Consider the following 25245-nt stretch of genomic DNA (forward strand, 5'->3'; position numbering starts at 1 on the left):
CCGTGCAGACTACGTCGCCGGAACGAGGGTGAGGAAGCGGTACCGGATGCCGTCGCGCGACGTGTGCCACCCGTCCGCCGGTTCGACACCGGCCGTCACCCACCCCGACCGGTCGGGCGCGTACGTGTCGCCGTCGACCCGCAGGTCGAGCTCCGTGACCTCGAGGACGTCGGCGCGGCCGATCGCCTCACGGAAGATCCCCCCGCCGCCGATCACCCACACGACGTCGGCGTCGCCCGCGAGGGCCAGCGCGTCATCCAGCGACCCCGCGCGCTCGGCGCCGTCGGCATCCCACCCGCCGCTGCGTGTGATCACGATGTTGCGCCGCCCCGGCAGCGGCCGGAACCGCTCGGGGAAGGACTCCCACGTGCGCCGGCCCATGATGACGGGAGCGCCGAGCGTGACCTCCTTGAAGTGCGCGAGATCCTCCGGCACGTGCCACGGCATCCCGCCGTCCGCACCGATCACTCCCCCGGCGGCCTCCGCCCAGACGAGGCCGATCCGCGCGGTCACACCGCCACCGCACCCCGGATCGCCGGGTGGTGCCGGTAGTCCTCGACGACGAAGTCCTCGTACCGGTAGTCCAGGATCGACTCCGGCTTCCGCGCGAAGCGCAGCGTCGGGTACGGGTACGGGTCCCGGCTCAGCTGCTCCTCGACCTGGGCGACGTGGTTGTCGTAGACGTGGCAGTCTCCGCCGGTCCACACGAAATCGCCGGGCTCGAGCCCCGCCTGCTGCGCGATCATCATCGTCAGCAGCGCGTACGAGGCGACGTTGAACGGGACCCCGAGGAACATGTCGGCGCTGCGCTGGTAGAGCTGGCACGACAGCCGGCCGTCGGCGACGTAGAACTGGAACAGCGCGTGGCAGGGCGCGAGCGCCATGTGCGGGATGTCGGCGGGGTTCCACGCCGACACGATGAGACGGCGCGAGTCGGGGTTGGTCTTGATCTGCTCGATGACCTGCGCGATCTGATCGATCTGACCGCCGTCGGGCGTGGGCCAGGACCGCCATTGCACGCCGTAGACCGGACCGAGCTCGCCGGACGCGTCGGCCCACTCGTCCCAGATCGTCACGCCGTTCTCCTGCAGCCAGCGCACGTTGGACTCGCCGCGGAGGAACCACAGCAGCTCGTAGGCGATCGACTTGAAGTGCACGCGCTTGGTCGTGATGAGCGGGAAGCCCTGCGACAGGTCGAAGCGGATCTGACGACCGAAGACGCTGGTCGTTCCCGTGCCGGTGCGATCGTCCTTGTGGACGCCGTCCGCCAGCACCTCCCGGAGCAGATCCTCGTACGGGGTGGGGACGGGCGCGGGTGCATCGGTCACGACAGCCAGACTACCGACCGGCCACCCCGCGCGGCCCGTGACGCGGCTTTGTTCCGGCCGTCATGTGCGCCCGGAGCACAGCGCCGGGCACTAGGGTGGTCCGCTGTGGACCTCCTGAACGCCGTCTTGATCCTCGCCGCGCTGCTCGCGGCGACGGTCGGCGTGGGCGTCTACCTCCGCTGGCAGCAGGGCCGGCCGCGGCGTGTGGACCCGGACGAGGTCGTCGATCCGCGCCGGTTCGGCGCCGACGAGCTCGGCGAGGTCGCCACGCTCCTGCAGTTCAGCAGCGAGATGTGCAGCCGGTGCCCCGGCGTCCACCGCACCCTCGCGGCGATCGCGGAGACGAGCGCCGGTGTCGTGCACTACGACGTCGACCTCACGCACCGCCCCGACATCGCCAAGCACTTCCACGTGCTCCAGACCCCGACGACGCTCATCCTCGACCATGACGGGGCCGTGCAGACCCGCTTCGGCGGGACGCCCAGCCGGGACGTCATCGAGCTCGAGCTGGCGCGCGTCACGGCATCCACCGCCCGCGTCTGACGGGCATCGTTTCCTCCGACCGGCGCTGAGTCTAGGCTCGACCCACGGGTGGCACACGGCCGCGCCGCGTCGAGGAGGATCAGCATGAGCGTTACGAGCGAAGCGAGCACGACCTGGAAGGGCGGCCTGGCCGACGGATCCGGCGAGGTGGCTCTGGAGAGCTCGAACCAGGGGCCCTTCGCGGTGAACTGGAAGGCGCGCAGCGAAGGCTCGACCTCGGTGACGACGCCGGAGGAGCTCATCGCGGCCGCGCACTCCTCGTGCTTCAGCATGGCGCTCTCCCACGCCCTCGCGCAGAACGGCACCCCGCCGGAGAGCATCGAGACGACCGCGTCGGTGACCTTCATCCCCGGCACCGGGATCAGCGGCTCGCACCTCAACGTCAACGCGGTCGTCCCGGGTCTGTCCGCGGAGGACTTCGCCCGCCTCGCCGAGGAGGCGAAGGCCGGCTGTCCGGTGTCCGCCGCGCTGAGCGGCATCGAGATCACCCTCGAGGCGACGCTTGCCTGACTCCCCCGCGCGCGTCGTCGTCTCAGGCTCCTCCGGCCTCATCGGCCGGGCGCTCACCGACGCGCTCACCCGTGACGGCATCGCGGTGACGCGGCTCGTGCGACGGCCCCCGACGAGCGCTGACGAGGTGCAGTGGGATCCGGATGGCGCCGAGCTCGACCCGCGGGTCCTCGAGGGGGCGACGGCGGTCGTCAACCTCAACGGCGCGAGCATCGGACGCTTCCCGTGGACCGCCCGCTACAAGCACGAGCTCGTCTGGTCGCGCATCACTCCGACGCAGGCCCTCGCACGCGCCATCCGCTCCCTCGGCGCCGACGCCCCCGCGTTCGTGTCGTCCTCCGCCGTCGGCTACTACCCGTCGGTCCCGGGGATGCTGCTGCCCGAGACGGCGCCGCGCGGCGAGACGTTCCTCGCCGATCTGTGCGGCGAGTGGGAGGCCGCGGCGCTGTCGGCCGGCGACGACGCCCGCGTCGCGCTGCTGCGCACCGCGCCGATCGTGCACCCCCAGGGCGTCCTGAAGCCTCTGCTCCTCCTCACCCGCTTCGGGGTCTCCGGCCCGATCGGGCGCGGGACGCAGGTGTGGCCGTGGATCTCGCTCGAGGATGAGGTGCGCGCGATCCGGCACGTCATCGACGCGGGGCTCACGGGCCCCGTCAATCTCAGCGGTCCCGAGCGGGCGACCGCCAACGACCTCGGGTTCGCGCTCGCGCGTCGCATGAACCGCCCGTACGCGCTGCGCGCGCCGGTGTGGGCCATGCGTCTGGTCCTCGGGTCGGATGCCGTGGAGGCGCTGCTCACGAGCGACATGCATGTCGTGCCCGGGGCGCTGACGGCATCCGGGTTCACGTTCACGCACCCGACCGTGGAGGATGCCGTCGCCGCGGCCGTGCCGGCCTGATCAGCCCCGTCGCGCGTCGGCCTCCAGGGTGATGGCCTTGCGCACCGCCTGCCGGGCACGGGTGCGGTCGCCGGCACCGTCGTACGCGAGGCCGAGCCGGTACCAGGCGCGCCAGTCGTCGGGGTGCGCCTCGACCTCGGCGCGGTAGGCGGGGAAGAGCGCGTCGGCCTGCTCGCGGATGGGGCGTCCGCTCGCGCGGACGTCGACCTCGTCGGCCGGCAGGCCACCCTCCCCCTCGAGCCGCTTGCCGAGCCGCTCGGCCCGGAGCCCGAAGCTCAGCTCACGCCACAGCCCCCACGCCCCGATGACCGGCAGCACGACGAGGGCGACGCCCATCGCGACGCCGATGGGTTCGCCCGTCATGAGCAGCAGGACGGCGCGCTGGCCGACGAGCAGGATGTAGAGGGCCAGGAGCACCGCCATGACGGCGACGCCGATGCGCGCGCTCATGCGCCGGTGGTGCGGGCGACCTGGCCGGGGACCCCCGCCTCGGCGACGGGGCGCTCGGCGGGGGTCGCCGGCGTCCGGATGCCGATCTCGATGATGCTGTCGAGCCCCACGGTCACACCCCGCGCGTCGCGGGCGGCGTACAGTGCGGCACGGATGCCGGGCGCGTACGCGGCGGACGGGTCGATCGTGTCGTGCACGATCGTGAGCGACTCGCCGGGCCCGGAGAGGATCGTCTCCTGTCGTGCGACGACCCCGGGCCGGCGGAGCGAGTGCACCGGAACGGAGGCGACCTGCTGGCCGCGTGCGCGCTGGTCGACGTGCGGCGACTCGACGGGCCCGACCTCGCGGCGCGCGGCGGCGATGAGCTCGGCCGTGCGCACGGCGGTGCCGCTCGGCGAGTCGATCTTCGTCTCGCGGTGGGTCTCCACGATCTCGATGGAGGGGAAGAACGGCGCCGCTGCGGCGGCGAGGGCGCTGCCGACGACGGAGCCGATGGAGAAGTTCGGGATGAAGACGACGCCGGTTCCGGCGGCCTCGACGAGCGGCCGGACGAGTGCGATGCGCTCCGCCGACCATCCGGAGGTGCCGACGAGCACGTTGATGCCGCGGTCGATCGCGGCGCGGACGACGTCGATCGACACGGCGGGCGTCGACGCGTCCACGACCAGGTCGGCCCCGTCGATCTCGCTCATGTCGCTGCCCGATCCGAGCACCGCGACCGTCTCGAAGTCGTCGGCGGCGTCGATCACTGCGGCGATGATGCCGCCGAGCTTTCCGGTGCCTCCCACCAGGGCAACCCGCGTCGTCGTCATGGGCTCAAGCCTACGGGGATACGCTCGAAGGCATGGTCAGCCTGAGCCCGACACGCACCGACGATCCCCGCGCTCACGCCCTTCTCGGCGAGTACTTCCACATGCGCGGCGAGACGTTCCCCGACCGGGTGTACACCCCGGTCTTCCCGGAACCGGCGGCGTTCGAGCCGCCGGCGGGCATCTTCCTCGTCGTCGCCGACGACGAGGGCGAGGACGTCGGATGCGGCGGCATCCGGCGGATCGCGGACGGGCCGGACGGCATCCGGTACGAGGTGAAGCACCTGTACCTCCGCCCCGCGACGCGCGGACGCGGCTGGGGCCGCCTGCTCCTGGAGGAGCTCGAGTCGCGCGCTCGCGACTGGGATGCCGCGGAGCTCGTGCTCGACACGCATCACACGCTGGAGGCGGCCGGCGGCCTGTACGCCCGCAGCGGCTTCACCGCGATCGAGCCCTACAACGACAACCCGAACGCGACTATGTGGTTACGTAAGAAGTTATAGCCTCGTCGGCTCACGCAGGTGGACTGACCATCCAGTAGCTCTCCGCATCGCAACCGTCCGGCACGAAAGCGTCCATTGCTGGGCCACCGGAACCGGGGCCGCCGCCGAGTGTCACTTCGTCGCCGTCTCGAAACGACTCCCCCTCGAATACGAGCGCGTCATCGACCCAGGACGCGAAACCGTCAGGGAATACGACCACCGTTCCGTTCGTGAACTGCACGCAACCGTCCGCAAAGGAGATCTCACCGATCCGAGCTGAGGCGAAGTGCGCATCACCTGGACGGACGGGGTAGGTAGCAAAATCCGCGGGCGGTGGATTACTTGCCTGCACACCCGGGACATCGCCGGTAGATTCTGCGCTTGCCTCGTCGGACTGCTGCGATTCAGAGCAAGCCGCTAGCACTGAGACCGCGCAGACCAACACGACGGCGACACCAAACGCTGATCTGCTCCGAGCCACGCGCCGCCTCCAGTGGTCTGCCGCGCTCCCCTATCGCACGGGACTCCATCCGGTCATCTTCGCTCATCGCACGACGAAACGCCAGCCCGCTCGCCAGTGTCCTCAGCCCAGGTCGCGAGCGTGCGCTCCGAACGACGCAGGTCGTTGCAGACTTCGGACGACGACAACCCGAACGCGACGCGCTGGTACGGGAAGCGCCTGCAGATCACTCCCGCGTGAGCTGAGCGAGGACGTGCTCGCCCGCGGCGCGCATGCCGTCATCCTCCGCGCCGAGGAAGATCGGGGCGAGCGCCGCGGCCCAGCCGCGCGCGCGTGTCCAGTCGGCGTCGTCGTAGCGGCCTGCCAGCGCGCCGCGGAACGCGGCCTGACCGGCCGGCGTGAACGCGAGCCACGCCACCGACAGATCGGATGCCGGGTCGCCGGCGCACAGGTCGCCGAAGTCGATCAGCGCGGCGAGACGGCCGCCGTCGACGACGAGGTTCCCGGGGTGCAGGTCGCCGTGCAGCCAGAGCGGCGGCCCGTCCCAGCCGGGAGCGGCGAGCCCCGCGTCCCACACCCTCAGCAGCTCGGGCAGGGCGGTCAGGCGCTCGCGGACCGTGTGGTCGCGCTCTGCCATCGGCACGCCGCGGTACGGATTGCGCGGTGCCTCCACGGGCGCCGCCGTGTGCAGCGCGCGCAGCACGCCGCCGAGTTCGCCCGCGAAGGCGTCGCGCTCGTGCGGCGCGAGGTCGAGGGCGCGGCGTCCCGCGAACCACGGGACGACGCTCCAGCGCCAGGGGTACAGCTCGTCGGGTTCGCCGACGGCCACCGGCACCGGGATCGGCACCGGCACTCGGCGCGCGAGCGCGGGCAGCCACCGCTGCTCGTGCGCGATGAGGTGCGCGGCGGTCTCGCGGCGCGGCAGCCGCACGGCGAGGTCGTCGCCGAGCCGGAAGACATCGTTGTCCCAGCCGTGCGCGACGCGATGCAGCGGACCGCGCAGCGAAGGATGCTGGTCCGCCAGCAGCCGGTCGACGTCGGCGACCGTGATGTCGATGTCCGCGGGCGGGTGACGCATCCGACGATCCTAACGACGCGCCCGGGAGCGCTCCGGGCGGGAACGGGTCAGACGAACGGGTGCTCGGGCACGCCGGTGCGCAGCTCCATCGGGAGGTGGGCGAGGTCGTTGTGGGTCACGAGCGTCCATGGCCGTCCCGTGCGCTGCACGAGGACGGTGAGGCCGCAGTGCGCCTGGCTGAGCGTCAGCCAGCGCCAGGCGGGGGCCTCGAGCACTTCGCGGACGAACCACGAGATGACGAAGTTGTGCGTGATGAGGAGTTCGTGCGCGTCGGGCTTGCGGACGAGGAACTCGTCGACGGCGTCGGACATCTGGGCGGACCCCGCCTCGATCTCGGCCTCCGTGATACCGCCGAAGAAGGCCTCGTAGACGCTCGGGGTCTCCGGGGTCATGCCGGTCGGCACGCAGTCGAACAGCAGCGGCGAGGCCTCGGGCGACACCGCCGGCAGGCGGTCGGCCACGGCCCGTGCCGTCTCCGCGGCGCGCTCGAGCGGCGAGTGCCAGACGGCCGTCAGCGGCACACCGGAGAGCCGGTCGGCGATCAGCTGCGCCTGACGGCGCCCGCGCGGCGAGAGGGGGCCGTCCGCCAGCCCGTGCTCGGCGCCGACGTGCTCGCCGTGCCGCACGAGATACAGATACTGCGACACGGTCATGCTCACTTCGTCGGGGGGGGGGACCTGCGGAGGGCAGGGCTCTTCCACCCTATGTCAGCCCGCCGACGCGCCGCCCGTCAGGCCGCCGCGCGGGCGATGTCGGCCAGCTGGGCGCGACTGAGCCGGGCACCGATGCCCTGCATGATCTCCTCGACGTGCGAGACGGCGAAGGCGTTCACGATCGGCGCCGCCACAGCCCGCTGCGCGACGAGCCACGCGATCGCGACGGCGGCCGTGGGGATCGACAGCTCGGCTCCGACCTTGTCGAGGGCGCGGAGCGTGCGCGTGCCGCGCCGGTTCATGTTCGACGCCAGCTGGACGCCGCGGACGGACTGCGCGACGAGCGAACGCGACCGGACCGCTCCGGCCAGGAAGCCGTGCTCGAGCGCCTGCGACGGCGTGAACGAGATGCCCTGCGCCCCCGCGACGAGGCGCCGATCGCCCTCGAAGTCCTGCCGGTGCAGCACGTTGTACGGCACATCGAGCACCGTCATCCGCGGGTACCCGGCGGAGGAGAGGATCCGCGCTTCGACGAGCTGCGCCGCCGTGTGCCCGAACGACCCGAGCGCGCGGACCTTCCCGGCCCCGACGAGCCATTCCGCCGTCGCCAAGGAGTCCTCGAGAGATGTCGTGCTGTCGGCTGTCGCGTCGAGGTAGAGCACGTCGATGCGGTCGGTGCGGAGCCGCGTCAGCGCCCCTTCCACCGCACGGACGAGGTTGACGGCGCCGAGGCCCGGATGCTCGGGACTCGACCCCACCCGGACGCCCACGACGATCTCGTCGCGGATGCCGCGCGCGTGCATCCACTGGCCGATGATGTGCGCGCTGCGGCCGGCGGAGTAGCTGTCCGACGTGTGGACGGCGTTGCCGCCGCGCTCGCGGTACGCGTCGAGGATGGCGTGGGATGCGGCCGGGTCGACGTGCCAGCCGAACTCTCCGCCGCCCATGATGAGCGGGAACACGCTCAGGCCGGTCTCCCCCAGCGTCGTGCGGACGGCCTGGCCGAGCGGCGGACCCTGCACCGGAATCGGCGACGAGGGGTGCGCGGCCGTGCCCGTCCCGGTGCCCTGGGGCTCGTCGGCGCGGGCCGTGGTGATCGGAGATCCGATCCCGAACATACCCATACGGTGCACCCCCTCACGAGTCCTCTGGTGGCAGCTCCGTGTTGATCACCCACCCCCGTGCGGTACCTCCGAGGGTAGGCCAGGCCTCCGACACTTCCCGCCGCTGCGGCCGACGAACGGTAAACATTCGGTAACGGTTTCGGGTGGGAGCGTGCCCATGCCGCTCCCCCGTCATCCGACGCGTCCGTGAGGACGAGAAAAACGGATGCCCGCCCCTCCGAAACGGGAGGGACGGGCATCCGTGGTCGTGCGGGGCGGATCAGGCCTCGACGGGCACCTCTGCGGCACCCTTGTCCGCGGCCTCCTCGACCACGGGCTCGAGCGACAGCTTGCCGCGGTCGTCGATCTTCGTGATCTTCACGAGGATCTTCTGACCGACCGCGAGGACGTCGTCGACGTTCTCGACGCGCTTGCCGCCGGCGAGCTTGCGGACCTCGCTGACGTGCAGCAGGCCATCCTTGCCGGGCAGCAGCGAGATGAACGCACCGAACGCCGCGATCTTCACCACGGTGCCGAGGAACTGCTCGCCGACCTCCGGGTTGGTCGGGTTGGCGATCGCGTTGACCTGGGCGCGGGCGGCCTCGGCCGACGGGCCGTCGGTCGCGCCGATGTACACCGTGCCGTCGTCCTCGATCGAGATCTGAGCGCCGGTCTCGTCCTGGATCGCGTTGATCGTCTTGCCCTTGGGACCGATGAGCTCGCCGATCTTGTCGACCGGGATCTGCACGCTGATCACGCGCGGAGCCGTGGGCGCCATCTCGTCGGGGCCGTCGATCGCAGACGTCAGGACGTTCAGGATCGTCAGACGGGCCTCACGGGCCTGCTGCAGCGCGGCGGTCAGCACCGACGACGGGATGCCGTCGAGCTTCGTGTCGAGCTGGATCGCGGTGACGAACTCGCTCGTGCCGGCGACCTTGAAGTCCATGTCGCCGAGCGCGTCTTCCGCGCCGAGGATGTCGGTCAGCGCGGCGTAGCGCGTCTGGCCGTCGACCTCGTCGGAGACGAGGCCCATCGCGATGCCGGCGACCGGGGCGCGCAGCGGCACACCGGCGTTCAGCAGCGACAGGGTCGAGGCGCAGACCGAGCCCATCGACGTCGAGCCGTTGGAGCCGAGAGCCTCGGACACCTGGCGGATCGCGTACGGGAACTCCTCGCGGCTCGGCAGCACCGGCACGAGCGCGCGCTCGGCGAGGAAGCCGTGCCCGATCTCGCGACGCTTGGGGCTGCCCACACGACCGGTCTCACCGGTCGAGTACGGCGGGAAGTTGTAGTGGTGCATGTACCGCTTGTGCGTGACCGGCGACAGCGAGTCGATCTGCTGCTCCATCTTGAGCATGTTCAGCGTCGTGACACCCAGGATCTGGGTCTCGCCGCGCTGGAAGATCGCCGAGCCGTGGACGCGCGGGATGACCTGCACCTCGGCGTCGAGCGGGCGGATGTCGGCCAGGCCCCGGCCGTCCATGCGGACACCCTCGGCGAGGATGCGACCGCGGACGATCGTCTTGGTCACCGACTTGTACGCGGCGGAGAACTCGGTCGTCGCGACGGCGGGGAGCTCCCCGGACTCGACGGCGGCGACGAGCTCCGCGCGGACGCGGTCCTTCAGCTCGTCATCGGCGTTCTGACGGTCCTGCTTGTCGGCGATCTGGTAGATCGGGACGAGCGAGTCGTACGCGCGGCCGGCGACGAAGTCGTAGGTCTGCTGGCTGTAGGGCAGGAAGACCGGGAACTCCTTGATCTCCTTGGCTGCCGTCTTCGCGACCTCGTTCTGGGCCGCGACGAGCTGCGTGATGAAGGGCTTCGAGGCCTCGAGACCCTCGGCCACGACCTGCTCGTTGGGCTTCACGGCCCCGGCCTTGATGAGGTTCCAGGAACCCTCCGTGGCCTCGGCCTCGACCATCATGATCGCGACATCCTCGTTGCCGTCGGCGTCGGTGATGACGCGACCGGCGACGATGAGGTCGAACACGGCCTCTTCGAGCTGCGTGACGGTCGGGAACGCGATCCACTGGTCGGCGTGCTCGCCGTGCCCGGGCATGAGCGCGAGACGCACACCGGCGATCGGGCCGGAGAACGGCAGACCGGAGATCTGCGTCGACAGCGATGCCGCGTTGATGGCCAGCGCGTCGTAGAACTCGCCGGGTGCGATCGAGAGGACGGTGACGACGATCTGCACCTCGTTGCGGAGGCCGTCGACGAACGACGGGCGCAGCGGGCGGTCGATGAGACGGCACACGAGGATCGCCTCGGTGGAGGGGCGGCCCTCACGGCGGAAGAACGAGCCGGGGATCTTGCCGGCGGCGTACGAACGCTCTTCGACGTCGACGGTCAGCGGGAAGAAGTCGAAGCCTTCGCGAGGCTGCTTGCCGGCGCTGGTGGCCGACAGGAGCATCGTCTCCTCGTCGAGGTAGGCGGCGACGGCGCCCTGCGCCTGCTGGGCGAGGCGTCCGGTCTCGAACCGGACAGTGCGGGTGCCGAAGCGTCCATTGTCGAGGACGGCTTCGGCGGCGGTGATTTCAGGACCTTCCAAGAGGTCTCTCCTTCTTTGTTTAGACTCGCACGCGCGTTTCGCGCACGAGATCATGCGAAGGAGCAGGAACAGGCAGTATGGGCGCGCCGCACGTCGGGAAGACGTGTCGCGTGACCGCCTGCGCTGGTCACCAGTCGAAGATCACCATCGTCAGATGGGAACCCACCACAGGGGACCAGCTTCCTGCCGGCCTGCTCCATGAGCTCAGTTTTGAATTGAGCGGATGCCGCGGACAGAATCCGGGCAACCTTGCCCAGCCTACCAGCGCGCCGCCGCCGTGCGTATCGTGGGGGTATGAGCACCGACGGGAACAACGACACCGCCGCATCCGATGACGTCAAGCGCAAGTTCAAGGAAGCGCTGGAGAAGAAGAACGCGCAGCACCGCAAGGGCGAGGCGCACCTCGACGGGGACTCCGCGGTCCACGGCACACATGGCGCGGTGACCAAGCGCGAGTTCCGCCGCAAGAGCGGCTGAACGGCCCCGCGGCTGCAGAACAATGGGAGGCATGAGCCTCCCCCGCATCGCCATGCCCGCCCGACTCTCCGACGCCGACGGCGCGGATGCCCGGGTGGGGCTGGCGAATGCGATCTTCGACGACGTCGCCGCCCTCGTGCGGGCCGAGGGCCTCGATGTCGTCGTCGTGCGCGGCACCGACCTCGCGAGCTTCGACGGGCTCGTCCTGCCGGGCGGCGGCGACATCGACCCCGCCCGCTACGGCGGCGACGCGTCGGCGCCCTGCTACGACGTGAACCCGGCGCAGGACGACCTCGACCTCGAGATCGCGGCGGCGGCGGTCGCGGCCGGCATCCCGATCCTCGGGGTCTGCCGCGGCCTCCAGGTGCTCAATGTCGCCTTCGGCGGCACCCTCGTCGAAGACCTTCCGGGAGGCCACGTCCCAGCCTCCGACGGGTGCGGCGGGCTGGAGTGGACCTGGCACCCCGTCGCCGTTGCCCCGGACTCGCGGCTGGCCGGCGAACTGCCCGGCGAGACCGTGTCGGTGGCATCCGGTCATCACCAGGCGATCCGCGACCTCGGCGAGGGCCTCGTCGCGACCGCGGTCGCCGACGACGGGGTGATCGAGGCCGTCGAACACCCCGATCTGCCGATCGTGGCCGTGCAGTGGCATCCCGAGGCCGAGGGAACGCCATACGAACTCGCCTCCGCGCCGTTCGCGGCGTTCGCCGACCTCGTCCGGGAGCGCAGCGCGAGCCTGTTCCGCGGCTGAGGGCGCCTACTCGCCCGCGAGACCGCCCAGCAGGTGACCGAACGAGCGACCCTCGCCGAGGTACTGCGCCGGGTCGAACGGGTCGACGGCCGTGACCGGCTCCCGCCGGGCGACGGCCTCGGCGAGCTCCTTCGCGCCGCGCTCGACGCGGGCGCTCAGCGGCGCGACGTCGTCGGCGTGGGAGCCCCAGTCGCTCGAGGCGGCGAAGACGCCGGTCGAGACGGCTTCGGCGTGCAGATAGGCGAAGAGCGGCCGGATCGCGTAGTCGATCGCGAGCGAGTGCCGCGCGGTGCCGGCGTTGGCGCCGATGAGCACGGGGGTCCCGGTCAGCGCGTCGGGGTCGAGCACGTCGATGAACGACTTGAACAGCCCCGAGTAGCTCGTGGAGAAGATCGGCGTGACCGCGATGACCGCGTCCGCGGAGACCACGGCGTTGACCGCGCGCTCCAGCGCCGGCGGCGCGAAGCCGGTGAGCAGGTTGTCGGTGATCTCGTGCGCGAGGTCGCGCAGTTCGATCGTGTCGACGGATGCCTCGATCCCGCGCTCGGCGAGGGCGGCCAGCGTGGCGGCGGCCATGCGGTCGGCGAGCATCCGCGTGGACGACGGGTTCGACAGCCCGGCGGAGACGACGGCGATGCGACGAGCGGTCATCGGGCACCCCCGGCGAGGCCGAAGGCCGCCCCGGCGGGCGCGGGGGTGTCGTCGTAGGGCGACGGGCCGCTGAGGTTGTCGCCGCGGTTCGCGCGCGGGCGCGCCTCGCGGGCCGGGCCGTCGCCGTACGCCTTGCGCACGAGCCCGGCGTGGGTCGGAGCGTCGGGCACCTCGGCGGGACGGTTCTTCGCGAGCTCCTTGCGGAGCACGGGGACGACCTCGCCGCCGAGGATGTCGAGCTGCTCGAGGACCGTCTTCAGCGGCAGGCCGGCGTGGTCCATGAGGAACAGCTGGCGCTGGAAGTCGCCGTAGAGGTCGCGCATCCCCGCGTACCGGTCGATGACCTGCTGGGGCGAGCCGACGGTGAGCGGCGTCATCTGGGAGAAGTCCTCGAGGCTCGGGCCGTGTCCGTAGACGGGCGCGTTGTCGAAGTACGGGCGGAACTGCGTGACGGCGTCCTGCGAGTTCTTCGCGAGGAACGCCTGCCCGCCGATGCCGACGATGGCCTGCTCGGGGGTCCCGTGCCCGTAGTGGGCGTAGCGCTGCCGGTACAGCCCGATGAGGCGCTGGTAGTGCTCGGCCGGCCAGAAGATGTTGTTCGCGAAGAAGCCGTCGCCATAGTACGCGGCCTGCTCGGCGATCTCCGGCGTGCGGATGGACCCGTGCCAGACGAACGGCGCGACGCCGTCGAGGGGTCGCGGGGTCGCCGTGAACCCCTGCAGGGGCGTGCGGAACTTGCCCTCCCAGTCCACGACGTCCTCGCGCCACAGCTTGTGCAGCAGGGCGTAGTTCTCGATGGCGAGCGGCAGGCCCTGGCGGATGTCCTTGCCGAACCAGGGGTAAACGGGCCCGGTGTTGCCGCGACCGAGCATGAGGTCGGTGCGACCCCCGGAGACGTGCTGCAGCATGGCGAAGTCCTCGGCGATCTTCACCGGGTCGTTCGTCGTGATGAGCGTCGTCGCGGTGGAGAGGATGAGGCGCTCGGTCTGCGCGGCGATGTACGCGAGCGTCGTCGTCGGCGAGGAGGACCAGAACGGCGGGTTGTGGTGCTCGCCGAGCGCGAAGACGTCGAGGCCGACCTCCTCGGCGTGCTTGGCGATCGTCAGCGTCGCCCGGATGCGCTCGGCCTCGCTGGGGGTGTGGCCCGTCGTCGGGTCCTGGGTGATGTCGCTCACCGTGAAGATGCCGAACTGCACCTGAGATGTGATGTCGCTCACGATCGCTCCTCGCGTCTTCTATTCATGTGAATGTATCCCATGTAACGCGTACGCGACCAACCTATTCCCGACTCACTCCCGCGGATGCGGATACCCGCCGGCCCGCCGCTGGAACTCGAGGATGGCGGGGTTCGCGATCACGCCGTCCTGGATCTCGACCGCGCGGCGGAGCGTCTCGCTGGCGGCCCATCCCGCGGGCCCGTCCATGACGGCCGGGATGAAGCCGAGCAGCGCCTCGCTGATCTCCCAGCTGGCGGAGTTCCACAGGTAGGACGGGCTGTGGTCCACGCCGTAGTAGTGGATGCTGCCGCCGACCGTGAACATCGGCTCGGCGAAACTGGTCGGACGCGCCCATTCGAAGCCCATCCCCTCGTCGCACGAGACGTCGACGATGAGGCTCCCCGGACGGAAGGCGTCCAGATCGCTCTCCCGCAGGTACGGCAGCGGACGGTTCGGATCCTGCAGCGTGCAGTTGACGACGATGTCGCTCTCCGCGAGGAACGGTGCGAGCGGCACGCGACCGCCGTCCGTGATGACCTCGCTGAGGTACGGCTCGTCGTCGTGGTCGAACTGGATGATGTGGGCGGCGTGGATGGGCGATGCCACGGAGGCGGTCCGCCGGTTGGTGAGCACGCGAACCTCGTGCACCCCGTGGGCGCGGAGGGCCGTGACCGCGCCCCGCGCGGTGGCGCCGAATCCGATCACGACGGCGGTGAGCCTCCGCCCGTAGTCGCCGGTCGAACCGCACAGCTGCAGGGCGTGCAGCACCGAGCAGTAGCCGGCGAGCTCGTTGTTCATGTGGAACACGTGCAGCCCGAACGTGCCGTCGGCGCCCCAGTGCTGCATCGCCTCGAAGGCGATGACGGTGAGTCCTTTGTCGATCGCGAGCTGTGTCATCCGCTCGTCCTGCACGAGGTGCGGCCAACCCCACAGCACCTGGCCGTCCCGCATCTCCGCGAGGTCCTCGTGCTGGGGTTTCGGCAGGAGCAGGACATCGGATGCCGCGATCAGCGCGCCGCGGGAGGCCACCTGGCCGACGAGCGGCCGCAGGTCCTCGTCGGACACGCCGAAGCGCTCGCCGTAGCCCTCCTCGAGCACGATCCGTGAGCGGAGCTCGCCGGGGAGGCGTTCGACGTGCGCCGGATGGAGGGGCACGCGGCGCTCATCGGGTTTCCGGGACGCCCCGATGACGCCGAGGGTGAGGCCTGCTGCGGTCATGGTGCGCCTCGTTCCGTGGGCCCGGCATGAGCCTGGCCCGGGGTTCCGACGCTACACCGCGCAGCGGCTCTCTTCGACGGCCCGCTGCGGGATAGTCTGGTCACTCCCGAGCGAGCGGTGGTGGGATGAGCGGCAGTGCAGCGGCGCCGATCGGCGCCACACCTGCGGGCACCGGCGCGCGGGGGAAACGCCGCGAGCCGCTGTGGGACAACGCACGGCTGGCCTGCATCGTCCTCGTCGTCCTCGGGCACGCCGTGCAGCGGCTCACGTACGACTCCGACATCGCGCTCGGACTGTACCTGCTCGTCTACACCTTCCACATGCCCGCCTTCGCGGTCATCTCCGGGTACTTCTCGAAGTCGGACTCGCCGTCCCGCACGCAGATGGCCCGCGTGCTGACCGACATCGTGGCGCCGTACGTCATCTTCGAGGCGCTCTGGACGTTGACGAAGTGGCTGGTGGAGGGGCGCGCGAACCCGAACCTGACGCAGCCGTCGTGGACGCTGTGGTTCCTCCTCGCGCTCGGGATCTTCCGCCTCGTCCTGCCCTACCTGGCGCTGCTGAAATGGCCGCTGCTGTGGACCGTGGTGATCTCGCTGACCGTGGGCTACCTGCCGAACATCGACTCGACCCTGTCCCTGGATCGCACGTTGGGGCTGCTGCCGTTCTTCACGCTGGGCTGGTGGCTCGCCCATCATCGGATCGTCCACCGGTTCGACCTGCTGCGCCGCCGGCGCTGGTGGGTGCGGGCGATCGCCCTCGGGATGTTCGCGGTGGTCGGGTTCTTCGCGTGGTTCTTCGCGGATGCCTGGCGCGACATGAACCTCCGCGACTGGCTGCAGTACGACGAGAGCTACGCCGACCTCGGCGGCACCGAGTGGTGGGCGGGCGGCGTCCGGCTCGCCCTCCTCGCGATCGCCTTCGTCCTGAGCATCGCGTTCCTGGCCCTCATCCCCCGGGGCCAGCACCGCTGGACCCACCTCGGCCAGTACACGATGTACGTGTACCTGCTGCACTCGTTCGTGCTCTACCCGTTCCGCGAGAACGGGTTCCTCCGCACCGCCGAGCCCACCTGGCTGGCCCTCCCCTCCGTCGTCGTCCTCTCCGTCGTGGTGGCCCTCGCACTCGCGACCCGGCCGGTGCGGCGGGTCTTCCGCCCGCTCGTCGAGCCGCGCCCGCGCTGGCTCTTCGCCGACCCCGGGCTCGCCGACCGGGAGGGGCGCCGCAACGATCCCACGGGCTCCCGCCGCGACGCCGAGGCGCCCCCGCGGCCGGCCGCGCATCGCCACGCGGACCCGCGCCAGAACGGCTGACGCTCGCGGCAGGGATCAGGCGAACAGGCCCGCGCCGACGTAGGAACCGGATGCCGCGCCGGGCGGCACCGCGTAGACGCCGGAGCCGATGTGCACGAAGTACTCCCCCAGCAGGTCGGAGGCCAGCGATTTCTGGATCCGGATGAACTGCTCCGGGCTCCGCTGGTACGACACGAAGAACAGGCCCGCAGCGAGGGTGCCGAGCGTGTCGTTCCCGTCGACGTAGTTGTACCCGCGGCGGAGGATCCGGGCGCCGCCGTTGAACTCGGGATGCGCGAGCCGCACGTGCGACCGCGCATCGATCGCGGACGTTCCCGCAGATGACACCTTCGCGAAGTCCGGCTCGGCGAACTCGCCCCCGCCGGACAGCGGCCCGCCTTCGCCCTTCGTGCGGCCGACCGTGCGCTCCTGCTCGAGGAGGCGCACCCGGTCCCAGGTCTCGATCTTCTGCCGGATCTTCCGGGCGACGAGGTAGCTGCCCCCGGCGAGCCAGTCGGGGCCGTCGTCGCCGCCGACCCAGACGTGGTCGCGGAGGGCGTCGGCGTCGTCGGCGAGGATGTTCGCGGTGCCGTCCTTGAAACCGAAGAGGTTGCGGGGCGTGGCCTGCGCTGTCGTGGTCTTCGAGGTGCGGCCGAAGCCGAGCTGCGACCAGCGCAGGGCGGCGCGCCCGAACGCGATGCGGCTGAGGTTGCGGACGGCGTGCACGGCGACCTGCGGGTCATCGGCGCAGGCCTGCACGCACAGGTCGCCGCCGGTCCCCAGCGGGACGAGGTCCTCGCCGAGGAAGCGCGGCAGCGGGGTGAGCGCCGCCGGGCGGCGCGCCGCGATGCCGAACCGGTCGACGCCGTCCTTCTCGAACAGGGTGGGGCCGAAGCCGATCGTGATCGTCAGAGAGGACGCCGGCAGCCCGAGCGCTTCGCCGGTGTCGTCCGGCGGCGCGTGCGGCGAACCCCCGACGGCGCCGCTCGCGCTGACATCCAGCCCCTGCGTCATCCGCGCCGCGGCGTAGGACCAGTCCTGCAGCAGCGCGATGAGGTCGTCCCGGGTGGCGTCGTCCGCCATGTCGAAGGCCGCGAAGTGCAGGTGATCCTGCACCGTCGTCGTGATGCCCGCCTGGTGCTCCCCGTGGAACGGGTGCACCGTCCGTCCTCCGGAGGCGCCGCCGCCGGAGGCCGCGGCCGCGCCGATCGCTGCGCCGCCGAGGCCGCCCGCGACCAGGCCTCCGGCGCCGATCAGCCCCAGGAGTCCGCGTCGGCTGAGGCCCCGCGGTGCCTCGAGGGGCACGCCCGACGGGTCGGCCGCCGTCGGCGTCTCCTCGAGGTCACCGTCGCGCGTCATCCGTCACTCCCTGGCATCCCGGACTACTCCAGGATGGTCCCCGTCAGCTGCGACAGCGGCTCGGCGAGCGCGTTGATCAGCGCCGTCAGGTCGCGCCGGTCGGCATCGGTCACCTCTGCGTAGTCGACGAACCCGGCATCCAGGCTGCCGTAGGTGGCGAGCTTGGCCTCCAGGTCGGCGTAACCGGCTTCGATGTCCTCGACGAGCGCCGCGCCGTCGTCACCCTTGGCCGCGGCGAAGTCGCCGACGAGCGAGAACGCCATCTTCGAGCCCTCGACGTTCGCGGCGAAGTCCCACAGATCGGTGCCCGACCACCAGTCCTCCTCGCCGCTGATCTTCCCGTTGGCGACCTCGTCGAGCAGCGCGATGGCGCCGTTGGAGAGGCCCGCGACACCCTGCGCCTCGAGTGCGGCGGTGAAGTCGTCGCTGTGGACGTAGTCGAAGAGCGTCTGGACGTCGGCGACGAGACCGTCGGCGAAACCCTGGCGCTGCGCGTCGGTCGACGGCGCCCAGTCCTGCCATGCGGGCGTGACGTCGTCGGAGTTCAGCGCGTCCTGCGCGGGGACCCACAGGTCCTTCTCGATGCGGTGGAAGCCGGTCCAGTCCAGGCCCTCGGCGACGGCGTCGACCTCGCGGTAGTCGATCTTCGGGTCGAGGTCGCCGAGCGACTCGGCGATCGGCTCGATGCGCTCGTAGTAGGCGCGCACCCGCGGGAACTGCTCCTGCGCGGCGATATCGTCGCCCGACGCGTAGGCGGCGGCGAACTGCTGCACGGCGGGCAGCAGCTTCTCCACCTGGTCCTTCACGAACGCCGCATACAGGTCGACGGCCTGCTGCTTCTGTGCGGCGTCGTCTCCGCTCGCCTCGACCTTCTCGCCCGACACCGTGAAGCCGGCGCGGCCGACGCCGTCCCCGACCATCCCGGGCTTGCACAGCGTGAAGTACTCCCCCGGCTGAGCGACGACCGTCAGGGTGCGCGATGCGCCCGGGGCGATGTTCTCCACCTCGCCGACGATCCGCAGCCCGTCCTCGGCGAGGAGGTAGAACTCCGTGACCTCGTCGCCGGAGTTGGTCACCTCGAACGCGAGGGTGCCGCTCGTCGCCGTCGCCGCCGACACGGTGCACGCGGAGGCCGACGAATCGACCGTGAGCGCGTCGGATGCCGCGACGTCGGACTTCGCGACGCAGCCGGCGAGCGCTGCCGCGGTCAGGCCGAGCGCCGCGACGGCGGCGAGGGAACGGAGGCGGGTCATACTGCTCCTTGCTGTGCGGAGGTGGGGCGCGTGACGGCTGCCGGCGCGGCGGAGACCGGGCCGGCGGGTGCCGAGGCATGCGAGGACGAACGGCCGGATGCGGGCCGTGACACGCCCCGGAGGAAGAAGTACCCGACCACCGCGATGTAGACGGACCAGGCGACGACCTGCAGCCAGGTCATCTGCGGCATGAAGCCGACGGTCGCCTGCAGGAGGGCGGCGAGCGGGCTGCCCGGCGGGATCGCGGCGGAGGCGTCGAACGCCCAGCCGAACGGGAAGGCGGCCCACCCGACGGCGACGGTTCCGGTGACGGGGTCGAGCGGGGCGGCTGCGGTGAACGGGCCGGGCAGGGCGCCGGCCTCCTGCAGGTCGTGCAGCGCATACGCGAGCACGCCCGCGGCGACGACGACGAGGAACGCTCCGGTCCAGGTGAAGAAGACCCGGAGGTTCAGTCCCAGCATCCCGCGGGCGAGGAGCCAGCCGAAGAGCACGGCGGCGGCGAGTCCCAGCAGGGCGCCGAGCAGCGCGGACGGCGCGTCGCCGAAGGACTGCACCATCGACCAGAGCAGGAGGGTCGTCTCGATGCCCTCCCGGGCGACCGAGACGAAGCCGATCACGACGATGCCCCAGAGCCCCCCGGTGGCGAGGGCGCGGTCGATGCCGCCCTCCAGCGACTTCTTGAGGGTGCGCGCCGTGCGCTGCATCCAGAAGATCATCCAGGTGACCATCGCGACGGCCAGGAGCGACAGGCTCCCCCCGATGAGCTCCTGAGCCTCGAACGTGAGCGAATAGGACCCGAATGTGAGGATCGCGCCGATGCCGAGGGCGAGGACGATCGCCAGGCCCACGCCGGCCCACATGCGCGGCAGCACGTCGCGGCGACCGAGGCGCGTGAGGTAGGCGACGAGGATGCCGACCACCAGCGCGGCTTCGAGACCTTCGCGGAGGCCGATGAGGAAAGTGGCGAGCACCCACTTAGGTTACCCTCACCAACATCGGCTCGCGAACGGGCCCCTCGAGCCGGGCGCTCGGTCCGTGGTAACGGACGGCAACAAAGCCCCCGCTCCCGCGGGCGCTGATTACCCTCGACGCATGTCCGACCTCAACCTGCCCATCCTCGACCTCTCCCTCCTCGACGAGGGACCCGAGTCCGCGGCGCGGTTCCGTGATGATCTGCGGCGCGCGACGCACGACGTGGGGTTCTTCTACCTCACCGGGACGGGCGTCTCCCCCGAGCTGGAGGCGCGGCTGCACCGGGCGGCGCGCGACTTCTTCGCGCTGCCCGAGGCCGACAAGCTCGCGATCGAGAACATCAAGAGCCCGCACTTCCGCGGGTACACGCGGGTGGGCGGCGAGCGCACGCAGGGCAAGGTCGACTGGCGCGAGCAGATCGACATCGGACCGGAGCGCGACGCGGTGACGGCCCCTGACGCCCCCGACTTCTCCCGCCTCATCGGACCGAACCTGTGGCCGGACGCCCAGCCGGAGCTCCGGGAGGTCGTGGCGGAGTGGCACGATCACCTGTCCGGCGTCGCGCGCCGGCTGCTGCGCGCGTGGGCGGTCGCCCTCGGGGCGCCGGAGTCGTACTTCGACGAGCACTTCGGGGAGCCCTCGACGCTCATCAAGATCGTGCGCTACCCCGGCAAGGAAGACCCGACGCCGCAGCAGGGGGTCGGCGCGCACAAGGACTCCGGCGTCCTCACCCTCCTGTGGGTCGAGCCCGGCAAGGGCGGTCTGCAGGTGCGGCGCGACGGCGAATGGGTCGACGCCCCGCCCGTGCCCGGCGCGTTCGTGGTCAACATCGGCGAGCTCCTGGAGTACGCGACGCAGGGCTACCTCACGGCCACCGACCACCGCGTGATCTCGCCGACCTTCCCGGACGACCGGATCTCGGTGCCGTTCTTCTTCAACCCGGCGCTGGACGCGCGGCTGCCGATCATCGATCTGCCGGCCGAGCTCGCGGCCCACGCCCGCGGCGTCACGCAGGACCCGGCGAACCCCATCCACTCGCTGTACGGCGAGAACGCGCTCAAGTCGCGGCTGCGTGCACACCCCGACGTCGCCGGGATCTGGCACGGCGACCTCCTGGCCGCCCGCGCCGCCGGCTGAGGGCGCCGTCGACCGGGCGCCGCCGGGAACGACGAAGGCCGCCCCACACCTGGGACGGCCTTCGCAGAAGACGATTGAACGCTGGTGAGCGGTGCCTTATCGGCGGAGCCCCAGGCGCTCGATCAGCGAGCGGTAACGCGCGATGTCGATGTCCTGGAGGTAACCGAGCAGACGACGGCGCTGACCGACCATGAGGAACAGACCACGACGCGAGTGGTGGTCGTGCTTGTGCTCCTTCAGGTGCTCTGTAAGGTCCTTGATGCGCTGCGTCAGCATCGCGACCTGCACCTCGGGGGATCCGGTGTCACCGGGGTGCGTCGCGTACTCTTCGATGATCGCCTTCTTAGCGTCAGATTCGAGTGGCATAGATGGGATCCCCTTTCTGGTCATTGCGCGGCGCTCGGCACCTGATGTGCGAGCTCTCTTTATCCGCGGCCGATCGAACGGCAACCTCCAGAGTCTACCAGGTCCCGCTCGGAGGATGAGATCGGGCCGGGTAGCCTGGACCGAGTGCCCCCTCCCCGCCGCGCATCCCTCCCGCGCCTGCGCCGCGACCACTTCATCGACCTGCGGCCGCTGACGACGAGTCCCGCATACGCGCGGATGTGGATCGGGTCGACCCTCGCGGGCCTCGGCGGGCAGCTCACGATCGTCGCGATCATGCTGCACATGTACGACCTGACGGCGTCGACGTTCGCGGTGTCGATGATCGCGGTCGCCGGGCTCGTCCCGATGATCGTCGCGGGGCTCTACGGCGGGATGCTGGCGGACGCCTTCGACCGGCGTCGGGTGGCGCTCATCGCCGCGACCGTCACCTTCGTCTCGACCGCCGTCCTCATGACGCTGACCTGGAGCGGCGCCGAGACGATCGCGTGGCTGTACGTGATCGCTGTGGTCAACAGCTCCGCGAACTCGGTCGTGATGGCCGCGCGCGCCGCGATCGTGCCCCGGCTGATCCCGGCGACGCTGCTGCCGGCGGCATCCGCGCTCGGCGGGATCACGATGGGCATCATGGTCTCGATCGGCCCCGCCGCGGCGGGCGTGCTGGTCGCGTTCACGGGCTACGGCTGGACCTACACGATCGACCTGGTGCTGATGTCGGCGCTCTTCCTTGGCCTGTGGACACTGCCGGCCATCCGTCCGGAGGGCGAGACCGTGCGGCCGGGGCTGCGCTCGCTCGCCGACGGCTGGCGGTTCCTGCGGCGGGCCGGCAACATCCGCCTGCAGTTCCTCCTCGACATCGTCGCGATGACGTTCGGCCAGCCGCTCGCCCTCTTCCCCGCGATCGGCGCGCTGCTGCTCGGCGGCGGGCCCATCACCACCGGCATCCTGACGGCCGCCATCGCCGTGGGGGCGTTCTTCTCCAGCCTGCTGTCCGGGCCGGTCTCCCGCTACCGATGGCATGGGCGCGGGATCGAACGGGCGATCATCGCATACGGCGCCTGCATCGCGGCCTTCGGCATCGTGCTGGTGCTCGGGGCGTTCCGGGTCTTCGCGCCGGCGGTCGTGGACGAGGGCAGCGCGAACGTCGCCCTCATCGTCCTCGCCGCCGTGACGCTCGCCGCGTCCGGCGCGGCGGACAACATCAGCTCGATCTTCCGCAACACGATGGTGCAGTCCGCCGTGCCGGATGCCATCCGCGGGCGCCTGCAGGGCGTGTTCATCGTCGTCGTCGCGGGCGGGCCACGACTGGGCTCGCTGTACGCCGGCGTCCTCGCGACGGCCACCACGCTGTGGTTCCCGCCGCTGCTCGGCGGCTTCGTCATCATCGGCCTCGTGCTGTTCCTCGTGCGGCTGAACCCGCGGTTCCGCGCGTACGACGCCGAGCATCCGGTCTCCTGAGCGCGGCCCGGACGTAGCGATCCGGCCGCGGGTCGGCGGATTCCGGACGTCGCATCCGCCCGCGGCGATCCGCGTCCGCCCCCGGGTCTAGAGTCGGCGCGTGGCCACCGCATCCCCGCCCCTCGTCCGCCCCGCACGCACCGGGCCGCGTTCGTCGACCATCGTGTGGCAGTTCGTGCTCACGGGCGTCATCTGGGGCTCGAGCTTCCTGTTCATGAAGGTGGCGCTGGGCGGGGTCTCCCCCGCGCAGGTCGCGTGGACCCGGCTCGTCCTCGGCACCCTGACGCTCGGCCTCTTCGTCCTGGCCCGTCGCGAGCGGCTCCCCCGGCGGCTCCGCGTCTGGGGTCACATGCTCGTCCTCGCGGTGACGTTCTGCGTCATCCCGTTCCTGCTCTTCTCCTGGGCGCAGCAGCACGTCACTTCGGGGCTGGCGAGCATCTACAACGCCACGACGCCCATCATGACGGCGATCATGGCGTGGGCGGTGTTCCGCGTCGAGAAGCTCAAGCCCGTGCAGATCGCCGGCATCCTCGTCGGCATCGCGGGGGTCATGGTGATCATCGCGCCCTGGCAGGGGCTCGACCTCGCGCAGTCGCTCATCGCACAGCTGGCGATCCTGGGGGCGACGGCCTGCTACGGCTTCAGCCTCGCCTACATGCGCCGGTTCGCGTCCGACACCGGCATGTCGGCGCTCGTCTTCTCGTTCCTGAACATCGGGCTCGCCGCCGTCATCATGGTGCTGCTCACGCCGCTCATCGCCCTGACGCCGGTGACCCTCGACGTCTGGATCGTGCTGAGCCTCGTGCTGCTCGGCTGCCTCGGCACAGGCGTCGCGTACATCTGGAACCAGAACGTGCTCCGCGCCTGGGGCCCGACCCGCGCCTCGACCGTCACCTACATCACGCCCGTCGTCGGCGTCGTGCTGGGCGTCGTCCTCCTCGGCGAGCACCTGTCCTGGAACGAGCCGGTGGGCGCCGCCGTCGTCTTCCTCGGCATCCTGCTCGCGCAGGACCGGCTGCACCTGCGCGCCCGGACATGACGAAGCGCGGACGCCGCATCGGCGTCCGCGCTTCGCACTGCACGCAGATCAGGCCTGCAGCGACCCCTGCAGGTCGAGGGTGATGGTGACGTCCTTGCCGACGAGCACGCCGCCGGTCTCCAGCGCCGCGTTCCAGGTCAGGCCGAAGTCCTCGCGGTTGATGACGGTCTTCGCCGTCGCGCCGGCCTTGTAGTTGCCCCACGGGTCGGTGCCGAAGCCGCCGAACTCGAGCTCGAACGTGGCGGGCTTGGTGACGCCGCGGATGGTGAGGTCGCCGTCGACGAGGAAGTCGCCCCCCTCGTAGCGGACGCCGGTGGAGACGAAGTCGAGGGTCGGGAACTGCTCGACGTCGAAGAACTCGGCGGAGCGCAGGTGGGCGTCGCGGCCCTCGTCCTTGGTGTCGACCGAGGTGACGTCGACGCTGGCCTCCACACGGGCCTCCAGCGGGTTCTCCGGGGCGACGATCGTCGCGCTCTTCAGGCCGAACGTGCCGCGGACCTTCGAGATCATCATGTGGCGGACGCTGAACGACACCTCGCTGTGCGAGGGGTCGAGCACCCAGGTGCCTGCCTTGTAGCCGGGGATCTCGAGGGCGGAGGTGGTCGTGGTCATGTGCTGCTGTCCTTTGGTCGTTGGACTGGTCTGACAGGGTCCAACGCGGGCCGGCTCGATCTATTCCCTCGAATATAAAAAGCGTGCCGGGAACGCAGAAGGGCGGATGCCGCAGCATCCGCCCTTCTCGACGGCTCTCAGCCGACGGCGATCAGATCGATGATGAAGATCAGGGTCTTGCCGCCGAGGAAGTGACCACCGGCCGGTCCGTAGGCCAGGTGCGGCGGGATGACGAGTTCGCGGCGTCCGCCGACCTTCATGCCGGGGATGCCGTCCTGCCAGCCCTGGATGAGGCCGCGGAGCGGGAACTGGATGCTCTCGCCACGCCCCCAGGACGAGTCGAACTCCTCGCCGGAGTCGTACTCGACACCGGCGTAGTGGACGGTCACGGTGTCGCCGGGCTTGGCTTCCGGGCCGTCCCCGACGATCAGGTCGCGGACGACGAGGTCTGCGGGGGCGGGGCCGACGGGGGCGTCGAACTCGGGCTTGGTGCGGTCATCAGTCATCCTCCCATCCAACCCGAGCGCGGCGGCCCGGTCAACGCGAGCACCCTTGACACC

At 71.0% G+C, this 25245-nt stretch carries 27 protein-coding genes; 10 read left to right on the forward strand and 17 right to left on the reverse strand.

What is annotated here, in order from left to right; translation table 11 throughout:
* Positions 1 to 9 precede the first annotated feature (9 nt).
* Both MSA03_RS08595 and MSA03_RS08600 read right to left on the reverse strand, forming a co-directional pair.
* Positions 10 to 513 (reverse strand): dihydrofolate reductase, encoded by a 504-nt coding sequence (locus MSA03_RS08595; RefSeq protein WP_028496019.1) that lies wholly within the window; start codon positions 511 to 513, stop codon positions 10 to 12.
* Complete coding sequence (locus tag MSA03_RS08600; RefSeq protein WP_028496020.1) at positions 510 to 1328, reverse strand: thymidylate synthase; 819 nt, start codon at positions 1326 to 1328, stop codon at positions 510 to 512. The genes MSA03_RS08595 and MSA03_RS08600 overlap by 4 nt, the downstream gene beginning before the upstream one ends.
* Before the next feature lie 105 nt (positions 1329 to 1433).
* Between MSA03_RS08600 and MSA03_RS08605 the strand changes: the two genes are divergently transcribed.
* From MSA03_RS08605 to MSA03_RS08615, 3 genes are all read left to right on the forward strand, one after another.
* The gene (locus tag MSA03_RS08605) at positions 1434 to 1871 is read left to right on the forward strand and encodes a TlpA family protein disulfide reductase (protein WP_147050495.1); all 438 of its coding nucleotides are present in this window, start codon (positions 1434 to 1436) and stop codon (positions 1869 to 1871) included.
* An 84-nt stretch (positions 1872 to 1955) separates the two neighbouring features.
* Complete coding sequence (locus tag MSA03_RS08610; RefSeq protein ID WP_028496022.1) at positions 1956 to 2381, forward strand: OsmC family peroxiredoxin; 426 nt, start codon at positions 1956 to 1958, stop codon at positions 2379 to 2381.
* A complete protein-coding gene (locus MSA03_RS08615; protein WP_028496023.1) occupies positions 2374 to 3279 on the forward strand; it encodes a TIGR01777 family oxidoreductase in 906 nt (301 codons plus the stop codon). The genes MSA03_RS08610 and MSA03_RS08615 overlap by 8 nt, the downstream gene beginning before the upstream one ends.
* On the opposite strand, the gene MSA03_RS08620 is transcribed toward MSA03_RS08615, so the two are convergent.
* A complete protein-coding gene (locus MSA03_RS08620) occupies positions 3280 to 3729 on the reverse strand; it encodes a hypothetical protein (protein WP_028496024.1) in 450 nt (149 codons plus the stop codon).
* Positions 3726 to 4541 carry a 4-hydroxy-tetrahydrodipicolinate reductase gene (locus tag MSA03_RS08625; RefSeq protein ID WP_147050497.1) on the reverse strand — a complete coding sequence of 272 codons (816 nt, stop codon included), beginning with the start codon at positions 4539 to 4541 and terminating at the stop codon, positions 3726 to 3728. Before MSA03_RS08625 ends, MSA03_RS08620 begins: the two co-directional genes overlap by 4 nt.
* 32 nt (positions 4542 to 4573) lie before the next feature.
* Here MSA03_RS08625 and MSA03_RS08630 point away from each other — a divergent pair, with 32 nt between their 5' ends.
* A complete protein-coding gene (locus tag MSA03_RS08630; protein ID WP_147050499.1) occupies positions 4574 to 5041 on the forward strand; it encodes a GNAT family N-acetyltransferase in 468 nt (155 codons plus the stop codon).
* A 665-nt stretch (positions 5042 to 5706) separates the two neighbouring features.
* On the opposite strand, the gene MSA03_RS08635 is transcribed toward MSA03_RS08630, so the two are convergent.
* The 4 genes from MSA03_RS08635 to MSA03_RS08650 form a co-directional block, all read right to left on the reverse strand.
* The gene (locus MSA03_RS08635; RefSeq protein WP_147050501.1) at positions 5707 to 6558 is read right to left on the reverse strand and encodes an aminoglycoside phosphotransferase family protein; all 852 of its coding nucleotides are present in this window, start codon (positions 6556 to 6558) and stop codon (positions 5707 to 5709) included.
* Positions 6559 to 6605: 47 nt separating this feature from the next.
* Positions 6606 to 7205 (reverse strand): histidine phosphatase family protein, encoded by a 600-nt coding sequence (locus tag MSA03_RS08640; protein ID WP_028496028.1) that lies wholly within the window; start codon positions 7203 to 7205, stop codon positions 6606 to 6608.
* Positions 7206 to 7288: 83 nt separating this feature from the next.
* Positions 7289 to 8335 carry an aldo/keto reductase gene (locus MSA03_RS08645; protein ID WP_028496029.1) on the reverse strand — a complete coding sequence of 349 codons (1047 nt, stop codon included), beginning with the start codon at positions 8333 to 8335 and terminating at the stop codon, positions 7289 to 7291.
* A gap of 259 nt (positions 8336 to 8594) precedes the next feature.
* Positions 8595 to 10865 carry a polyribonucleotide nucleotidyltransferase gene (locus MSA03_RS08650; protein WP_028496030.1) on the reverse strand — a complete coding sequence of 757 codons (2271 nt, stop codon included), beginning with the start codon at positions 10863 to 10865 and terminating at the stop codon, positions 8595 to 8597.
* A gap of 294 nt (positions 10866 to 11159) precedes the next feature.
* Between MSA03_RS08650 and MSA03_RS08655 the strand changes: the two genes are divergently transcribed.
* Together MSA03_RS08655 and MSA03_RS08660 are read left to right on the forward strand one after the other, a co-directional pair.
* Entirely contained in the window at positions 11160 to 11342 is a 183-nt protein-coding gene (locus MSA03_RS08655; RefSeq protein ID WP_028496031.1) for a DUF5302 domain-containing protein, read from the forward strand.
* Positions 11343 to 11373: 31 nt separating this feature from the next.
* Complete coding sequence (locus MSA03_RS08660; RefSeq protein WP_170245478.1) at positions 11374 to 12093, forward strand: gamma-glutamyl-gamma-aminobutyrate hydrolase family protein; 720 nt, start codon at positions 11374 to 11376, stop codon at positions 12091 to 12093.
* Between the two features lie 6 nt (positions 12094 to 12099).
* Here the strand turns inward: MSA03_RS08660 and MSA03_RS08665 are convergent, their stop codons facing one another.
* The 3 genes from MSA03_RS08665 to MSA03_RS08675 all read right to left on the reverse strand — a co-directional run bounded on the left by MSA03_RS08665 (position 12100) and on the right by MSA03_RS08675 (position 15179).
* On the reverse strand, positions 12100 to 12744 hold the full coding sequence (locus MSA03_RS08665) for a CE1759 family FMN reductase (protein ID WP_028496032.1): 645 nt from the start codon (positions 12742 to 12744) through the stop codon (positions 12100 to 12102).
* A complete protein-coding gene (locus tag MSA03_RS08670) occupies positions 12741 to 13940 on the reverse strand; it encodes an LLM class flavin-dependent oxidoreductase (RefSeq protein WP_371863093.1) in 1200 nt (399 codons plus the stop codon). The genes MSA03_RS08665 and MSA03_RS08670 overlap by 4 nt, the downstream gene beginning before the upstream one ends.
* 93 nt (positions 13941 to 14033) lie before the next feature.
* Positions 14034 to 15179, reverse strand: a complete 1146-nt coding sequence (locus MSA03_RS08675) for a N(5)-(carboxyethyl)ornithine synthase (protein ID WP_147050505.1) — start codon at positions 15177 to 15179, stop codon at positions 14034 to 14036.
* Positions 15180 to 15304: 125 nt separating this feature from the next.
* On the opposite strand from MSA03_RS08675, the gene MSA03_RS08680 reads away from it, so the two are divergent.
* On the forward strand, positions 15305 to 16492 hold the full coding sequence (locus MSA03_RS08680) for an acyltransferase family protein (RefSeq protein WP_028496035.1): 1188 nt from the start codon (positions 15305 to 15307) through the stop codon (positions 16490 to 16492).
* Positions 16493 to 16507: 15 nt separating this feature from the next.
* On the opposite strand, the gene efeB is transcribed toward MSA03_RS08680, so the two are convergent.
* Genes efeB through efeU form a run of 3 tightly spaced genes read right to left on the reverse strand, consistent with a single transcriptional unit; the run spans position 16508 to position 20054 of the window.
* A complete protein-coding gene (efeB, locus tag MSA03_RS08685) occupies positions 16508 to 17830 on the reverse strand; it encodes an iron uptake transporter deferrochelatase/peroxidase subunit (protein WP_147050507.1) in 1323 nt (440 codons plus the stop codon).
* A 23-nt stretch (positions 17831 to 17853) separates the two neighbouring features.
* The gene (efeO, locus tag MSA03_RS08690; RefSeq protein WP_147050509.1) at positions 17854 to 19083 is read right to left on the reverse strand and encodes an iron uptake system protein EfeO; all 1230 of its coding nucleotides are present in this window, start codon (positions 19081 to 19083) and stop codon (positions 17854 to 17856) included.
* Entirely contained in the window at positions 19080 to 20054 is a 975-nt protein-coding gene (efeU, locus tag MSA03_RS08695; RefSeq protein WP_147050510.1) for an iron uptake transporter permease EfeU, read from the reverse strand. The genes efeO and efeU overlap by 4 nt, the downstream gene beginning before the upstream one ends.
* A 121-nt stretch (positions 20055 to 20175) precedes the next feature.
* On the opposite strand from efeU, the gene MSA03_RS08700 reads away from it, so the two are divergent.
* Complete coding sequence (locus MSA03_RS08700) at positions 20176 to 21192, forward strand: isopenicillin N synthase family dioxygenase (RefSeq protein ID WP_147050512.1); 1017 nt, start codon at positions 20176 to 20178, stop codon at positions 21190 to 21192.
* A 96-nt stretch (positions 21193 to 21288) separates the two neighbouring features.
* Here the strand turns inward: MSA03_RS08700 and rpsO are convergent, their stop codons facing one another.
* Positions 21289 to 21558 (reverse strand): 30S ribosomal protein S15, encoded by a 270-nt coding sequence (gene rpsO / locus MSA03_RS08705; RefSeq protein ID WP_019180606.1) that lies wholly within the window; start codon positions 21556 to 21558, stop codon positions 21289 to 21291.
* 144 nt (positions 21559 to 21702) lie between these two features.
* Between rpsO and MSA03_RS08710 the strand changes: the two genes are divergently transcribed.
* Together MSA03_RS08710 and MSA03_RS08715 are read left to right on the forward strand one after the other, a co-directional pair.
* Complete coding sequence (locus tag MSA03_RS08710; RefSeq protein ID WP_261798696.1) at positions 21703 to 23034, forward strand: MFS transporter; 1332 nt, start codon at positions 21703 to 21705, stop codon at positions 23032 to 23034.
* Between the two features lie 214 nt (positions 23035 to 23248).
* Positions 23249 to 24073, forward strand: a complete 825-nt coding sequence (locus MSA03_RS08715) for a DMT family transporter (protein WP_244946382.1) — start codon at positions 23249 to 23251, stop codon at positions 24071 to 24073.
* 48 nt (positions 24074 to 24121) lie between these two features.
* Here MSA03_RS08715 and MSA03_RS08720 read toward each other — a convergent pair whose 3' ends face one another.
* Together MSA03_RS08720 and MSA03_RS08725 are read right to left on the reverse strand one after the other, a co-directional pair.
* On the reverse strand, positions 24122 to 24685 hold the full coding sequence (locus tag MSA03_RS08720) for a YceI family protein (protein WP_147050516.1): 564 nt from the start codon (positions 24683 to 24685) through the stop codon (positions 24122 to 24124).
* 137 nt (positions 24686 to 24822) lie between these two features.
* Positions 24823 to 25191 (reverse strand): FKBP-type peptidyl-prolyl cis-trans isomerase, encoded by a 369-nt coding sequence (locus tag MSA03_RS08725; protein ID WP_147050518.1) that lies wholly within the window; start codon positions 25189 to 25191, stop codon positions 24823 to 24825.
* Between the last annotated feature and the right edge of the window lie 54 nt (positions 25192 to 25245).

The sequence above is a fragment of the Microbacterium saccharophilum genome (assembly GCF_007992455.1).
GTDB classification, from domain to species: Bacteria; Actinomycetota; Actinomycetes; order Actinomycetales; family Microbacteriaceae; genus Microbacterium; species Microbacterium saccharophilum.

Excerpts from the sequence above, each read along its gene's own strand:
- MSA03_RS08645 (WP_028496029.1), bottom strand. The coding sequence starts at position 8,335 with ATGGGTATGTTCGGGATCGGATCTCCGATCACCACGGCCCGCGCCGAC.
- MSA03_RS08655 (WP_028496031.1), top strand. The coding sequence starts at position 11,160 with ATGAGCACCGACGGGAACAACGACACCGCCGCATCCGATGACGTCAAG.
- MSA03_RS08610 (WP_028496022.1), top strand. The coding sequence starts at position 1,956 with ATGAGCGTTACGAGCGAAGCGAGCACGACCTGGAAGGGCGGCCTGGCC.
- MSA03_RS08635 (WP_147050501.1), bottom strand. The coding sequence starts at position 6,558 with ATGCGTCACCCGCCCGCGGACATCGACATCACGGTCGCCGACGTCGAC.
- MSA03_RS08720 (WP_147050516.1), bottom strand. The coding sequence starts at position 24,685 with ATGACCACGACCACCTCCGCCCTCGAGATCCCCGGCTACAAGGCAGGC.
- MSA03_RS08665 (WP_028496032.1), bottom strand. The coding sequence starts at position 12,744 with ATGACCGCTCGTCGCATCGCCGTCGTCTCCGCCGGGCTGTCGAACCCG.
- MSA03_RS08680 (WP_028496035.1), top strand. The coding sequence starts at position 15,305 with ATGAGCGGCAGTGCAGCGGCGCCGATCGGCGCCACACCTGCGGGCACC.
- MSA03_RS08700 (WP_147050512.1), top strand. The coding sequence starts at position 20,176 with ATGTCCGACCTCAACCTGCCCATCCTCGACCTCTCCCTCCTCGACGAG.
- MSA03_RS08620 (WP_028496024.1), bottom strand. The coding sequence starts at position 3,729 with ATGAGCGCGCGCATCGGCGTCGCCGTCATGGCGGTGCTCCTGGCCCTC.
- MSA03_RS08660 (WP_170245478.1), top strand. The coding sequence starts at position 11,374 with ATGAGCCTCCCCCGCATCGCCATGCCCGCCCGACTCTCCGACGCCGAC.
- MSA03_RS08715 (WP_244946382.1), top strand. The coding sequence starts at position 23,249 with ATGAAGGTGGCGCTGGGCGGGGTCTCCCCCGCGCAGGTCGCGTGGACC.
- efeO (WP_147050509.1), bottom strand. The coding sequence starts at position 19,083 with ATGACCCGCCTCCGTTCCCTCGCCGCCGTCGCGGCGCTCGGCCTGACC.
- MSA03_RS08675 (WP_147050505.1), bottom strand. The coding sequence starts at position 15,179 with ATGACCGCAGCAGGCCTCACCCTCGGCGTCATCGGGGCGTCCCGGAAA.
- MSA03_RS08630 (WP_147050499.1), top strand. The coding sequence starts at position 4,574 with ATGGTCAGCCTGAGCCCGACACGCACCGACGATCCCCGCGCTCACGCC.
- efeB (WP_147050507.1), bottom strand. The coding sequence starts at position 17,830 with ATGACGCGCGACGGTGACCTCGAGGAGACGCCGACGGCGGCCGACCCG.
- MSA03_RS08625 (WP_147050497.1), bottom strand. The coding sequence starts at position 4,541 with ATGACGACGACGCGGGTTGCCCTGGTGGGAGGCACCGGAAAGCTCGGC.
- MSA03_RS08725 (WP_147050518.1), bottom strand. The coding sequence starts at position 25,191 with ATGACTGATGACCGCACCAAGCCCGAGTTCGACGCCCCCGTCGGCCCC.
- rpsO (WP_019180606.1), bottom strand. The coding sequence starts at position 21,558 with ATGCCACTCGAATCTGACGCTAAGAAGGCGATCATCGAAGAGTACGCG.